This window comes from Corynebacterium sp., from assembly GCF_030535495.1.
Classification (GTDB): Bacteria; Actinomycetota; Actinomycetes; order Mycobacteriales; family Mycobacteriaceae; genus Corynebacterium.
In genome coordinates this window covers 68,429-81,661 of sequence record NZ_JAUNRW010000001.1, presented here as the reverse complement: position 1 = coordinate 81,661, position 13,233 = coordinate 68,429, and the positions used below count along the sequence as shown (strand labels likewise).

The 13,233-nt window shown below is 67.8% G+C and carries 11 protein-coding genes, 3 pseudogenes and 1 riboswitch; of the genes and pseudogenes, 3 read left to right on the top strand and 11 right to left on the bottom strand.

Annotated features, from left to right (window positions below):
- Positions 1–581: NAD(P)-binding domain-containing protein (locus tag Q4F73_RS00430; protein ID WP_303357364.1), on the bottom strand; the 581-nt coding region annotated here is incomplete at its 3' end.
- Between the two features lie 63 nt (positions 582–644).
- Between Q4F73_RS00430 and Q4F73_RS00425 the strand changes: the two genes are divergently transcribed.
- Positions 645–1,094, top strand: coding sequence for a PaaI family thioesterase (locus Q4F73_RS00425; protein WP_303357363.1), 450 nt, complete (start codon positions 645–647; stop codon positions 1,092–1,094).
- Here Q4F73_RS00425 and Q4F73_RS00420 read toward each other — a convergent pair.
- From Q4F73_RS00420 to corA, 3 genes are read right to left on the bottom strand one after another with little or no spacing between them, the layout of a single operon-like run.
- Entirely contained in the window at positions 1,081–2,181 is a 1,101-nt protein-coding gene (locus Q4F73_RS00420) for a trans-acting enoyl reductase family protein (RefSeq protein WP_303357362.1), read from the bottom strand. The two genes, Q4F73_RS00425 and Q4F73_RS00420, sit on opposite strands and share 14 nt — an antisense overlap.
- A complete protein-coding gene (locus Q4F73_RS00415) occupies positions 2,174–2,533 on the bottom strand; it encodes a hypothetical protein (protein WP_303357361.1) in 360 nt (119 codons plus the stop codon). The genes Q4F73_RS00420 and Q4F73_RS00415 overlap by 8 nt, the downstream gene beginning before the upstream one ends.
- 10 nt (positions 2,534–2,543) lie before the next feature.
- On the bottom strand, positions 2,544–3,608 hold the full coding sequence (corA, locus tag Q4F73_RS00410; RefSeq protein ID WP_303357371.1) for a magnesium/cobalt transporter CorA: 1,065 nt from the start codon (positions 3,606–3,608) through the stop codon (positions 2,544–2,546).
- A 14-nt stretch (positions 3,609–3,622) separates the two neighbouring features.
- Here corA and Q4F73_RS00405 point away from each other — a divergent pair, with 14 nt between their 5' ends.
- On the top strand, positions 3,623–4,213 hold the full coding sequence (locus Q4F73_RS00405; protein ID WP_303357360.1) for a bifunctional 2-polyprenyl-6-hydroxyphenol methylase/3-demethylubiquinol 3-O-methyltransferase UbiG: 591 nt from the start codon (positions 3,623–3,625) through the stop codon (positions 4,211–4,213).
- On the opposite strand, the pseudogene Q4F73_RS00400 reads toward Q4F73_RS00405, so the two are convergent.
- The 6 genes and pseudogenes from Q4F73_RS00400 to Q4F73_RS00375 all read right to left on the bottom strand — a co-directional run.
- A pseudogene (locus Q4F73_RS00400) lies at positions 4,192–5,697 on the bottom strand (bifunctional hydroxymethylpyrimidine kinase/phosphomethylpyrimidine kinase); the annotation flags it as partial. The gene Q4F73_RS00405 and the pseudogene Q4F73_RS00400 sit on opposite strands and share 22 nt — an antisense overlap.
- Before the next feature lie 2 nt (positions 5,698–5,699).
- On the bottom strand, positions 5,700–6,497 hold the full coding sequence (gene thiM, locus Q4F73_RS00395) for a hydroxyethylthiazole kinase (protein WP_303357370.1): 798 nt from the start codon (positions 6,495–6,497) through the stop codon (positions 5,700–5,702).
- Positions 6,479–6,574: riboswitch (TPP riboswitch) on the bottom strand. Its footprint overlaps the gene before it by 19 nt.
- A gap of 17 nt (positions 6,575–6,591) precedes the next feature.
- Positions 6,592–7,455, bottom strand: a complete 864-nt coding sequence (gene pflA, locus Q4F73_RS00390; protein ID WP_303357358.1) for a pyruvate formate-lyase-activating protein — start codon at positions 7,453–7,455, stop codon at positions 6,592–6,594.
- Positions 7,448–8,002 (bottom strand): annotated as a pseudogene (gene grcA2 / locus Q4F73_RS00385) (autonomous glycyl radical cofactor GrcA2). The gene pflA and the pseudogene grcA2 overlap by 8 nt, the downstream one beginning before the upstream one ends.
- Positions 7,982–9,865, bottom strand: a pseudogene (locus Q4F73_RS00380) (pyruvate formate lyase family protein); the annotation flags it as partial. The pseudogenes grcA2 and Q4F73_RS00380, both read right to left, overlap by 21 nt.
- Positions 9,866–9,948: 83 nt before the next feature.
- Positions 9,949–11,370, bottom strand: coding sequence for an NAD(P)/FAD-dependent oxidoreductase (locus Q4F73_RS00375; protein WP_303357357.1), 1,422 nt, complete (start codon positions 11,368–11,370; stop codon positions 9,949–9,951).
- Between the two features lie 172 nt (positions 11,371–11,542).
- Here Q4F73_RS00375 and Q4F73_RS00370 point away from each other — a divergent pair, with 172 nt between their 5' ends.
- The gene (locus tag Q4F73_RS00370; RefSeq protein WP_303357356.1) at positions 11,543–12,823 is read left to right on the top strand and encodes a class I SAM-dependent methyltransferase; all 1,281 of its coding nucleotides are present in this window, start codon (positions 11,543–11,545) and stop codon (positions 12,821–12,823) included.
- On the opposite strand, the gene Q4F73_RS00365 is transcribed toward Q4F73_RS00370, so the two are convergent.
- Positions 12,820–13,203 (bottom strand): VOC family protein, encoded by a 384-nt coding sequence (locus tag Q4F73_RS00365; RefSeq protein WP_303357355.1) that lies wholly within the window; start codon positions 13,201–13,203, stop codon positions 12,820–12,822. The genes Q4F73_RS00370 and Q4F73_RS00365 overlap by 4 nt on opposite strands.
- Positions 13,204–13,233: the final 30 nt, after the last annotated feature.

Genomic DNA, 13,233 nt, shown 5'->3' with positions numbered 1-13,233 from the left:
TCGATGCCGTTGTGGACCATCTTGACGAAGTGGCCGGCGCCGTCGGGGCCGATGTGGGTGACACACGGGGTGCCGTCGACGACCGCGGCGACGGATTCGAGCAGCGGACCGAGGGTCTCCCAGGACTCCGCCGGACCGCCCGGCATGATCGACGGGCCGTTGAGGGCGCCCTCCTCGCCGCCGGAGATGCCGGCGCCGACGAAGTGGCGGTTGCGGGCGGCCATCTCGGTCTCGCGGCGGACGGTGTCGGTGTAGAGGGCGTTGCCGCCGTCGATGATGATGTCGCCGTCCTCCATGGCGTCCGCCAGCTGGTTGATCACTGCATCGGTGGCGGGACCTGCCTGGACCATGATGATCGCCTTGCGGGGGCGCTCGAGGGAGGCGACGAAATCCTCGATGGTCTCGGAGGGGAGGAAGGCACCCTCGTCACCGTGCGCGGTCATCAGCGCGCGGGTCTTCTCAGGCGAGCGGTTGTAGACGGCCACGGTGTGACCCTTGTGGGCGAAGTTACGGGCGAGGTTGGAGCCCATGACAGCAAGGCCGACAACGCCGATCTGGGCGAGATTCTCAGGGGTGCTCATGGCTTAAGAGTGTAGACACTGGGCCGCGGGGCCGCCTCGATAGGATGTCGATAGGATTCAGACATGGATGACCTCGCATACACCGACCTCTTTCGCCTCGCCGGGACCGGTCGAGCCCTGGACAAGGACTCCCTGGAGGTGCTCAACAGCCGCGATGTCGGATTGTCCGCGCATCTGGGCATCCGCTATCTCGAGGTCGCCGACGGTCGGGTTCGCGCCGAACTTCCCGTCGGGCCCCATCTGCTGCAGCCTGCCGGACTGGTCAACGGCGGGGCCCTGTGCGCACTGGCGGAATCGGTCGGCAGCCTCGCGGGATTGGTGACCGCGGGAGCCCCCGTGGTGGGGGTCAACAATGACACCGACTTCATCGCCGGTGTGCGGGAAGGTGTCATCGAGGCGAAGGCCACCCCGGTACAGGCCGGAGGGCGCACTCAGCTGTGGGAGATCCTCATGCGCAACGAGGGTCGGCTGGTGGCCCGCTCGACGCTGCGAACCATGGTCATGAACAGGTGAAGCGCATCCCGTTGGCCTGCAGCCGCTCGAGGTAGGGCGCCCCGAGGGCGGTGGACGGGGTGAGAACTCCTCCGGCTCCGGGCCGTTCCAGGAGGGTGAGGGCTGCCTCGGCCAGCATCATCGCGGTGACCTCGTATCCCGGGTCCCCGTCGGCGGCGACGGTGCAGGAGACCTCCCGGCCGGTGGCGGTGACACCCTGGTGGGTGAAGCGGAAATAGCCGTCGCCCGGCTGCGGTACCAGGCGCTGGAGGGCTGGTTTCTGGGACGCGGCGAACAGCGTGGCGGTGATGCCGGCCAGAGCGTAGGCCTTGAGGCGGCCGAGGATCCCGCGGCCGGTGGCCCAGCGCTCGTGGTAGACGAAGCGCTCCCCGCGCAGCGAATTGGAGCGGCGCACGATGCGGGTGTTGAACATGGACATGAAGAAGGGCCCGGCCCAGCGGGAATCCTTCAGCCGGGTGATCCGGAAGTCCCGCGCATTGTCCAGGCGCGGCTCCTCGGAGGGGACAGGGGAGAGGCTGTAGGGGTTGTGCAGGTTGCGGGCCACGGTGCGGTCGGCGCGCGCCTGCGCGGAGACCTCGCGCATGGAGTCGAGGGTGCCGGTGGACAGCCCGCCCTTGAGCTTCTCGACGACCATGGTCACCTCCTCCAGCGGTTCCCCCGCGTGCTGACGCAGGGCGAAGGCGCCCATGTCCGAGGGCACGGAATCGAAGCCGCAGGAGTGGACGATACGGGCGGTGGTGGTCCCGTGGTGGGTGTCGATGACGCGGCGGATGAAGGGCACTTCGCCGCACAGGTCGACGTAGTCGGTGCCTGCTTCCGCGCAGGCGTTGACCATCTCCCAGCCGAGACGGGAATAGGGTCCCACGCAACTGATGACCACCCCGGCCCGGGCGGCGAGGGCCGCCATGTCGGAGCCGGAGTGCGCGTCACCGGTGGCGATCTCCCACGCCGGGTTGATCTCGTCGCGCAGCGCTTCCAGTGCGGCGGCGTCGCGGCCGGCCAGGATGACGTTGTCGTGGTCGGCCAGATAGGCAGCGGTGAGGCGGCCGACGAAACCGGTGGCTCCGAACAGCAGGATGTCAGACATGGAGGCTGCGTCCTCCCAGCGGGGCACTCAGCTGCAGCACCTGGGACTCCTCCAGGGCGATCATGGTGCACACATCCGCTCCGCCGACGCGGGGACCGGTGACCACCCGCACGTGGACTGCCCAGGGGGTCTCCACGGCCACGGCATGGGCGCCGTAGCAGGCCGGATCACCCGTGACGTAGTGCACGCGGACCTGGTTGCCGGGCAGCACCTCGTGGCGGGTCACCTCGGTCAGGCGCGGTGCCCACACCGTTCCCTCCTGGCGGTGGTCGATGCTGGACTGGGCGTGGGCGGCCGGTGCCAGGCCGAGGGCCAGGGCGGCGGTGGCGACCGTGATCAGTGTCCTTCTCATGCCGCCCAGGCTACAACCAGTTGTTGCGGCGGAACCACCAGAACATCGACGCCACGATGAGCGCGATGACACCGAGCACCACGAAGTAGCCGTACTCCCATTCCAGCTCGGGCATGTTGGTGAAGTTCATGCCGTAGATACCGGCGATGAGCGTCGGCGCGGCCGCCATGCCGACCACCGCGGAGATCGTACGCATGTCGGTGTTCTGCTGCATGGTGATCTTGGCGACGGAGGCGTCGATCAGCGCCGACAGACGTTCGTCATAACCGGCGATCTGGTCGCGGACGGTCATTTCATGGTCGAGGACGTCGCGGAAGTAGCTGCGCAGCTGCTTGCCGAGGATGTCGCGGTTGTCGGTGATGAGCGTCCGCAACGCGGGGGCCAGCGGATCGGTGGAGTGCCGCATCTCGAGGATCTCGCGTTTGTACATGTAGATCTGCTCGATGTTGAAACGCGAGCCGGGGGTGAAGACCTCTTCCTCCAGGTCATCGACCTCCTGCTCCAGCAGGGCGGCGATGCGGCCGTATTCGTCGACGAGGTGGTCGGCCACCCGCCAGGCCAGGGCGGCGGGCCCCAGGGTGACCAGTTCGGGGTTGTCCTCCAGCACGCTGGAGAGCTCCGGCAGCTCGGCGCCGTGGCGGACGGTAATGATGAAATCGGGACCCACGAGCATCTGCACCTCGCCGGTGGAGATGATCTCGCGGGAGTTGCCCTCCGAGGCCTCGGCGCGGAACTTGACGGAGCGCACGACCATGAACAGCTGGTCGTCGTAACGCTCGACCTTGGGGCGCTGATGCGCGGTGACGGCGTCCTCGACGATGAGGGGGTGGATGCCGAATTTCTCGGCGACGCGCTGCATCTGCTGGTCATCGGGTTCGCGCAGCCCGAGCCAGACGAATCCGCTGCCGTGCTCGCGCACCTCGTTCAGGGCGGAGGAGGGGATGTACTCGCCGGGGAGCCGGGCGCCGTCGAGGAATACGCGGCAGTGGTCGATGGCGCGTTCCACCGGGACCTTCAGCCGGGGGCGCTCCGGCGACCGGCGGGGACGTTCGAAGGGGTTGGGCACGCAGACGATCCTATACTGGCCTCATGCCCACCTGGAAAGATATGACCTCGGAGAATCCGCAGCATTCGGAGAACTATGCCCGCCGCTGGCAGGAGATGATCGACCGCGGCGATGACATCGACGGCGAGGCCCGGCTTATCGACGCCCTCGTCCCCCGCGCCGCCCGCATCCTCGACGCCGGCTGCGGGCAGGGGCGCATCGCCGGCTACCTCGCGCAGCGGGGTCATGACGTGGTCGGCGTGGACATCGACCCGGTGCTCGTCGGGCACGCCCGCGAGATGTATCCGGAGGCCGCGTTCGAGGTCGCCGACCTGTGTGCGGACCCGCTGCCCGGCGGCTTCGACCTGGTGGTCTCCGCAGGCAACGTCATGGGCTTCCTCGACCCGGGCGGGCGGCAGCAGGCCCTGGAGGCCATCGCCGCCGCCCTGGTACCGGGGGGACGCTTCGTCGCCGGCTTCGGCGCCGGACGGGGTTGGGGTTTCGACGACTTCATGGCCACGGCCACCGCGGCCGGATTGGAGCCCGAGAACGTCTTCTCCACCTGGGACCTGCGGCCCTTCGAGGAGGACTCGGACTTCCTCGTGGCGATCTTCTACCAGGCGCGGTCGGCCTGAGCGAAAAATTCCCGCTCGTATACGCAGGCGTGGAGGTAGGCGGTCATCGCCTGCTCACGCTGCTGCGGTGAGGCGGCGGCCAGCGCGCGCTCGGTGTGTTCGATGGCCAGGCGGGCGCCGGCGTTGAAGTCCTCGCCGCCGTAGGTGGACAGCCAGGCGTGGTACGGATGCTCGGGGGTGTTGGACCTGGCCAGCTCCATACCGATCTCCGCGTAGAGCCAGAAGCACGGCAGCACCGCCGCGGCCCCGACCACGTAGGGCTCGACCGCACAGGAGGCGACGAGGAAGTTGGTGTAGCCGAGGGTGACAGGGGAGGGGGTGGTGACGGTGAGGTCATTGCCGCTCATCCACTCGCGGTGCAGTTCCGCCTCACCGTCGAGCACCTCGCGGGCGGCCTCCGCCCAGAAGGTCTGGCCCTCCTGGTCCGGAGCGGTGGCCGAGAGCAGCGCCAGGGCACGCGAGTAGCGGTTGAGGTACTGGGCGTCCTGGTCGAGATAGAAGGCGAAGTCGGCGTGACGCAGGGTTCCGTCGGCGAGCTCGCGCAGGAAGCTCAGCTCCATGATCTCGTTCCACACCTCGCCGGTGGCCTCCCACATCGCCTGGGTGTGCGGGCCGGCCGGTGCCAGGTGCGGGGTCGGGGCGGGGACATCCGTGCGCGGGGCCCACGGGGTGGTGTCGGCGGCGGCCTCCAGGCGGCGGGCCCGGTGGAAGTGGTCGACGGGGCCGTTGCCCTGTCCGACCTCCAGGTCCGCGGCGTGGAGGATCGCCTCGTGCAGCCAGCGGGTGGACCAGTCGAGGGCCTCGTCGACGGAGTCACCGCGGGCAATGCGGGTGGCCAGGGCGGCGGAGAGGGAGCAGCCGGTGCCGTGGGTGTTGGTGGTGTCGATGCGTCGGGTGGGCACGTGGTGGACCAAGCCCTCGGGGGTGACCACGGCGTTGTCGGCCTCCGGACCGCGCAGGTGCCCACCCTTGACGATGACGGTGGTCCCGGTGTCCGCGGCCAGGTCGCGGGCCTGTGCGATGCCTTCCTCCAGGGTGGTGGCCATCGTCGTGTCGCAGAGGACCGCGAGCTCCCGGAGGTTGGGGGTGATGACGTCGACGCGGCGCACCAGCTCGCGGACGGCAGCCTCCGCGTCCTCATTGAGCAGACGGTCACCGGAGCTGGCCACCATGACCGGGTCGAGGATGACGTGGTCGACCTCATGGGCCTCGAGCGCGCGGGTGACCTCGGCGACGGTGTCGACGTCCCCGAGCATGCCGATCTTCACCGCGTCGACCGTGACGTCGTCGAAGACGGCGTCGAGCTGCTCACGGAGGAAGGACATCGGCGGGGTGTGCACGGAACGCACGCCCTGCGTGTTCTGGGCGACCAGCGCGGTGACCACCGCCATGCCGAAGCCCCCCGCTGCGGCGATCGACTTGAGGTCCGCCTGCACGCCGGCGCCGCCGGTGGGGTCCGTGCCGGCGATGGAGAGAATGCGGGGGGTCATGAGTGGTCCTTCCAGGAGACGAGCTCCGCGATCTCTGCGGAGGTGACATGATGCAGGGCATCGAGCCAGGCGGTGGCGAAGCTGCCCGGTCCGGCGGCGGTGCGCGCCGCGATCTGGGCGGCGGCTCCGGCATGGGCATGCGCGGCCAGGACCGCGTCATGGGCATCGCCGTCCAGCCCCAGGTAGGCCGCGCACAACGCCCCGAGGGAGCACCCGGAGCCGCTGACCAGCGTGAGTAGCGGATCGCCGGAGTTCAGCCGGGTGACGCGCTGCGAGGAGACGATGAGGTCCTCAGGCCCGGACACCGCCACCACACCGCCGGTTCGCTGGGCGAGTACCTGCGCGGCAGGCAGGGCCTGCTCGACGGTGTCGGCGGAGTCCACGCCGCGGCCGCCCTTTCCGCCGCCGCCCAGCGCGGAGATCTCGGAGGCGTTGCCGCGCAGGGCGGTGGGGGAGGCGTCGAGAAGCTTCTCGACGAAGCGTGTGCGGTGCGGCAGCGCGCCGGCCCCGACCGGGTCGAGGACCCACGGGGTGCCAGCAATGGTGGCACCGCGGACGGCCGCTTCCATGCCGGCGTAGCGCTCGGCGCTGGGCGTTCCCACATTGATCAGGACACCCGAGGCGACGGCCGCGAAGTCCGCGGACTCCTCCGGGGTGTCGATCATCGCGGGGGACGCGCCTGCCGCGAGCAGCACATTGGCGCTCAGGGGCATGGCCACGGAATTCGTCAGGCACTGGACAAGGGGTGCAGTGTCGCGCATCTGATCACGCAGGTGCAGAAAACTCAAGACAATCCCTTCGCTAGTGCGAACTAGAGCAGGTTCGGTGGGTGTGATCTCAGCGCGTACTCCGCGCACCCCATGTCGTTGTGAGAGAGAGTAGCAGAACTCAGTAGGTGTCGATGCCGCGGTCGCGGAAGGCCCGCCGGGTGGCCTGCAGGGAGGCCGCGGTCGGTGGCTTGGTGTTCTCCAGGTTGTAGCGGATACCCAGGTCCTGCCACTTGTCCGCGCCCATGTTGTGGAAGGGGAGCACCTCCACGCGCTGTACGTTGGGCCAGCCGGCGACGATGTCGGCGACCTGGGCGACGTTCTCCGGGTCATCCGTGAGCCCCGGAACCAGGACGAAACGCACCCACACCGGCTTGTTCAGCGACGCCAGGCGCGCCCCGAAGTCGAGCGTGGGCTGCAGCGGTTGACCGGTGACCTCGCGGTAGGTGGCCTCGTTGCCGGACTTGACGTCGAGAAGCACCAGGTCGATGTTCTCCAGATCCTCGTCACTGAGGCGGGCACCGAGGAAACCGGAGGTGTCGATCGCGGTGTGGATGCCGGCGCCATGCACCTCGGCCAGCACCCGGCGGGTGAACGCGAGCTGGAAGAGCGGCTCCCCACCGGAGATCGTCAGGCCGCCGCCAGTGGCCTTGAAGACGCGCTTGTAGCGCGTGATGCGCTTGACCACGTCCTCGACGCGCTCGAGGGTGCCGGTGCGCATCTCCATCGTGTCCGGGTTGTGGCAGTACTGGCAGCGCAGGGGACAGCCCGTGAGGAACAGGGTCATGCGGGTGCCGGGACCGTCCACGGCGGTGACCATCTCCCAGGAGTGGACGAGGGCGACGTCGCCGGTGACGCGGGCGTCGAGAAGCTCGGGGCGGGTGAGATCCTCAGCCGTACCCCCGAGGCCGGCGGCGACCCCGCGGAGTCGCTCGCCCTCCTCGGGGGTGAGGTGGACGACGCCGGTGACGCCGTCCTTAGGCACCGTGATGGAAGGTGCGGGAGATGACGTCGCGCTGCTGTTCCTCGGTCAGCTTGACGAAGTTCACCGCGTAGCCGGAGACACGCACCGTGAGGTTGGGGTAGTTCTCCGGGTTGTTCATCGCATCCTCGAGCGTGGACTGGTCGAGGACGTTGATGTTGGCGTGGTAGAGGCCGGACTCCATGTTGTTGGTCTCGCGGGCGGCCTTCATGTCGGCCATGCGCTCGTCGAAGGTCTTGGTGGACATATCAGGGTTCTCCTAGTTCTCGTCCATGATGAATCCGGCGTCGAGGATACCGACGAGGTTGGTGACCTGCTCGTCCTTGGTGCGGCCGAGCCCGGAAGGGGTGATGGTGTTGGTCAGGGAGATGCCGTCGAGGGCATCGTTGTAGTCCAGCTTGCCCACCGAAAGCATGGAGGCGACCATGCCGTGGTTGTCGGCGCCGTTTTCCGGGTTGGCACCCGGTGCGAAGGGCGTGCCCGCGCGGTGGCCGGAGGGGAAGTTGCCCGTGGCCTTGCCGTAGACGACGTTCGAGGTGATGGTGAGCACGGACTGGGTGGGGATCGCGTCGCGGTAGAGCGGGATCTCCTTGATCTTCGCCATGACGGTGTGGACGATCGTGGCGGCGATGTCGTCGGCGCGGTCATCATCGTTGCCGTAGAAGGGGAACTCGCCCTCGGTGCGGTAGTCGACGACCAGGCCCGACTCATCGCGGATCGGGTAGACCTCGGCGTGCTTGATGGCGGACAGGGAGTCGGCGACGATCGACAGGCCGGCGATGCCGCAGCCCATGGTGCGGATGATGTCCGAGTCGTGCAGCGCCATCTCGATGGCCTCGTAGGCGTACTTGTCGTGGGACCAGTGGATGATGTTGAGGGCCTCGACGTAGGTGCCGATGACCCAGTCGAGCATGTCCTCGTACTTGTTCCACACCTCGTCGAAATCGAGGGGTCCGTCACCGTCGATGGGCGCGTAGCCCTCGACGATCTGCTTGCCGCTGACCTCGTCGCGGCCGCCGTTGATGGCGTAGAGCAGGGACTTCGCGGCGTTGACGCGGGCGCCGAAGAACTGCATCTGCTTGCCCACCTGCATCGGGGACACGCAGCAGGCGATGGCGGAGTCATCGCCCCAGCGGTCACGGATCTGCTTGTCCGACTCGTACTGCAGGGAGGAGGTCTCGATGGAGATGGCGGCGCAGAACTCCTTGTAGCCCTCCGGCAGTGCGTCATCCCAGAAGATGGTGATGTTCGGCTCCGGGGCCGGGCCCAGGTTGCGCAGGGTCTGCAGCAGGCGGAAGGAGGTCTTGGTCACCTGCGGGCGGCCGTCCTCCATGAAGCCGGCATCCGACCAGGTGGCCCAGTAGGGGTCGCCGGAGAAGATCTGGTCGTAGTCGATGGTGCGCAGGAAGCGCACGATGCGCAGCTTGATCACCAGGGCGTCGATGATCTCCTGGGCGTCATCCTCGGTGATGATACCGGCGGCGAGATCACGCTCGAAGTAGATGTCGAAGAAGCTGGAGAGGCGACCGATGGACATGGCGGCACCGTCCTGGGACTTCACCGCTCCGAGGTAGCCGAAGTAGGTCCACTGCACCGCCTCCTGCGCGGTGGTGGCCGGCCCGGAGATGTCAAAGCCGTAGGAGGCGGCCATGGTCTTGAGCTTCTTCAGCGCCTTGATCTGCTCGGCGTGCTCCTCGCGGTAGCGCGCCCAGTGCTCGGAGAACCCGGCGTCATGCACGGCATGCTTGGCGGCCTCCTTGTCGGCGATGAGCTTGTCGACGCCGTAGAGGGCCACCCGGCGGTAGTCGCCGATGATGCGGCCACGGCCGTAGGCGTCGGGCAGACCGGTGATGATGTGGGAGGAGCGGGCCGCGCGGATGCGCGGGGTGTAGATGTCGAAGACGGCATCGTTGTGCGTCTTGCGGTAGCGGGTGAAGATGTCCTTGACCTGCTGGTTCGGCTCCTTGCCGGCCTCGCGGATCGCGGTCTCCACCATGCGCCAGCCGCCGTAGGGCATCATGGCGCGCTTGAGCGGGGTCTCGGTCTGCAGGCCGACGACGATGTCATCGTCGTCGGAGATGTAACCGGGAGCGAAGGCGTCGATGTCGGCCGGGGTGTCGGTGTCGATGTCGAACACCCGACGCTCACGCTCGACGGACAGGTAGTTGTCCTCCAGGTGCTGCCAGGTACGCAGGGTCTTGTCGCTGGGGCCCGCCAGGAAGGTGGCGTCGCCGGTGTAGGGCGTGAAGTTGTGCTGGATGAAATCGCGGACATCGATGGTGTCGGTCCACGCCCCCTCAGCAAAACCTTCCCAGGCCTGGGTTACAGGTGGGATAACGGTGGTCACGAAATCAACCTCTCGAGTCTTCGATGGGTGGGAAGAATAGGTGATACGAAATAATGTCAACCGCATACCAGTATAGCGCCTGCGGCCCGCCACAGCCCAAGCGAAAAGCCCGGGCGTATGCCCGGGCTTGACGTGGTGGAAAAGAGGCCTTAACGCAGCTGCTTCTTACCGGTGAACTTGGTGGTGTCACGCAGCTCGATCGGGGTGTCGCCCTCGATCTCGGAGGTGATGGCCTGCAGCTTCATCAGCGCGGTACGCGAGTGCAGCTGCTGGCGGGTGGTCGCCAGGTTGTAACGGGTGCGCGAGAGCGCGTTGACGCCCCAGTTGATCATGGAGACGAAACGGTTGCGGAAGCCCACGAGGAAGAGGACGTGGACCGCCAGCCACAGCAGCCAGCCGATGAAGCCGGTGACCTCGACCTTGCCCATCTTCACCACGGCGTTGAAGCGGGAGACGATGGCCATGGAGCCCTTGTCGAAGTACTCGAAGGCCGGGCGCTGGTCCGCGGCGGTGCGACCGGAGATCTCGTCGGCGATCTGCTCGGCGGCGTACTGACCACCCTGGATGGCCACCTGGGCCACGCCGGGGAGATTCTTGTAGTTGGCCATGTCGCCGACGACGAAGACGTTGCGGTGCTCACCGACGGTGAGATCGTCGTTGACCATGACGCGACCGGCGCGGTCCAGCTCGACTCCGGCCTGCTCGGCGACGAGGGCGCCCAGCGGGGAGGCGGCCACACCGGCGGACCAGATCTTGGTGAAGGCCTCGATGGTGGTCTCGGCGCCGTCCGTGGTGGACTTGTAGGTGACGGTCTTCTCGTCGACGTTGGTGACCATGGCGTTGAGCTTGACGGTGACGCCGAGCTTCTCCAGCTGGCGCTGGGCGGTGCGGCCCAGACGCTTGCCGAAGGGCGGGAGGACCTGGGGTGCGCCGTCGAGAAGCAGGATCCGGGCGGCCGAGGTGGAGAAGTTGGAGTACTCGCCGACCAGGGTGCGGTGGGCGAGCTCGGCGAGCTGACCCGCCAGCTCGACGCCGGTCGGGCCGGCGCCGACGATGACGAAGGTCAGCAGGCGCTCACGCTGTGCCGGGTCCTTGGCCAGCTCGGCGCGCTCGAAGGCACCGACGACGCGGGCGCGGATCTCCAGGGCGTCATCGATGGTCTTCATGCCCGGAGCGAACTCTGCGAAGTGATCGTTGCCGAAGTAGGACTGCGAGGCGCCGGCGGCGACGATGAGCGAGTCGTACTGGAACTCGCGGGTGTAGGCACCGAGAGAGGTGGTGACGATCTGCTTGTCCAGATCGACGTTGGTCACCTCGCCCTTGACCACGTTGGCGTTGCGCTGGCCCTTGAGTACCTGACGGGTGGACGGGGCGATCTCACCGGAGGACAGGATGCCGGTGGCCACCTGGTAGAGAAGCGGCTGGAAGAGGTGGTGGTTCGTGCGGTCGATGATGGTGATGTCGACGTCTGCGTTCTTCAGGTCCTGAGCCGCAAACAGGCCACCGAAGCCGGAGCCGATGATGACCACGTGGTGGCGGCCGCCCTCAGGACGGAAAGGAGTGTTCGTCATGAATTAAGAGTTCCTCATCTTTTTCGTGGGAATCAACGGCACCCATCGTATATCGTTCCTCAGGCGAACCGTGAGCCAAGTGAGCAGATGTGCGAAGTCAACCCCGGAACCGGGCATCGGGCCGGACGCGCCTTCCTGGTTGCGGCGGGCCAGGGGGATAGGATCAGGCGCTGTGAGACATCCCCATCTCGTGGCGATCGACGCGACCACCTGGCCCGGAGTCGCCCGCGTTCCCGCCGGGCGCCTCGTTGACCTGCGTGCACGCGTAGCGGAGGCCGGTTTCGCCCGCGCCTGCGCCAACGCCGGGCTCAGTCTCGACCCGGACGGGGACCCGGATCTCATCGTCGAACACGAGGCGTTGTTCCCCCGTCTGGCTGTATCCGGCTGGCTGGGTCTGGCGGAGAGTTTCATGGCCGGCGAATGGCGTTCGGAGCGTCTCGTGGAGGTCCTTGCCGCGCTCATCGCGACCGGATACCGGCCCCGCGCGCGTACTCATGCGCCCGAGGGCTACAGCGGCGGTGAGCTGCCGGCCGAACTCGTGGCACTGGGCTCCGGCGACGGCCTCAGCGCCTTCGGCGGGGTCTTCGCCTCCGGCGTGCCGACGACCGTGCGCACCGCCGTACCCAGCCACACGCCCGGGCGGGGTCCGGACACCCATGTCATTGACCTGCAGACCTTTTCCGAGCCCGTGGGGGTCGACCGGGAGGACCTCGGCGACGCGCAGACCCGCACGGTGACGATGCTTCTCGACGCCGCCCGCGTCACCGCCGGCACCCACCTGCTGGAGTTCGCCACCTCCGGTGGCGCGGTGGCGATCGAAGCCGCACATCGGCGCGCGACCGTCGATTCGCTCACGGCCGATGAGGCGCAGGCGCGCGCCGTGGGGGAGCAGTTGCTGCTCGCCGGTGTGGATTCCTCCGTGCACGTGTCCGTCATCGACTCGCCGGTGCCCGGTCCCCGGGACTGGCGGGGCAGTTACGACGCCATCGTGTCGGTGGAGAAGCTCGAGATCCTCGAGCCGAAGGACCGGGTGCGCTACATCCGCACGCTCGACCGCCTGCTGACCATCGGCGGTTACGCGGCTGTTCAGACCGTCACAGCCACCGACGCCATGACTCCGGTGGCCCGGCAGGCGCTGGACGTGCTGCGGGCCTATGTGTGGCCGGGCCTGGATCACCCCACGGCCCAGGACGTGCACAAACTGGCCGACCGGGAGTCCGGGCTGCGGGTCGTCGGGCAGACCCACCTCGGCAGCCACCACGAACTCTCCCTGTCCCTGCAGCGATCCCTGTTTGAAGGGCATCTGCGCGAGGCCGCCGCCGCTGGTTTTGACATCGCCTTCCGGCGCCTCTGGGTCTATCAGTTCGCCCTGCGTGAGGCCCTGTTCCGCCTCGGCATGCTCGACACCGTCCAGTTCACGATGACGCACCGGAACCGACGGGGGCGTCGTTAAGCGGCGATGTTGAACATCCAGCGGGTGCCGAAACGATCCTGCAGCTGACCGAAGATCGCGCCCCACGGCGCGGCGACGAGCGGCTGGAGGATCTCCCCGCCGTCGGCGAGACGATCCCAGTAGCCGCGGATCTCGGATTCGTCATCGCCGGTGATCGCCAGGGGAGTGTCGGTGCCGGCGACGTGCTCCTCACCGGGGAAGGTGTCGGAGGCCAGGAGGAAGGCCCGGCCGTCTTTCCGCAGTTCAGCGTGCATGACGGCCCCGTCCGGGGTGGGCATGATCTCCACCTCGACGCCGAGGATCTCGGCGTAGGTGTTCATGGCCTCGGCGGCAGTACCAGGGAAGCGGCGGTAGGGAGAGACGTTGGCGTGAAGAGTCATGAGCGCAATCCTAGCCGCGGTGGCACGATG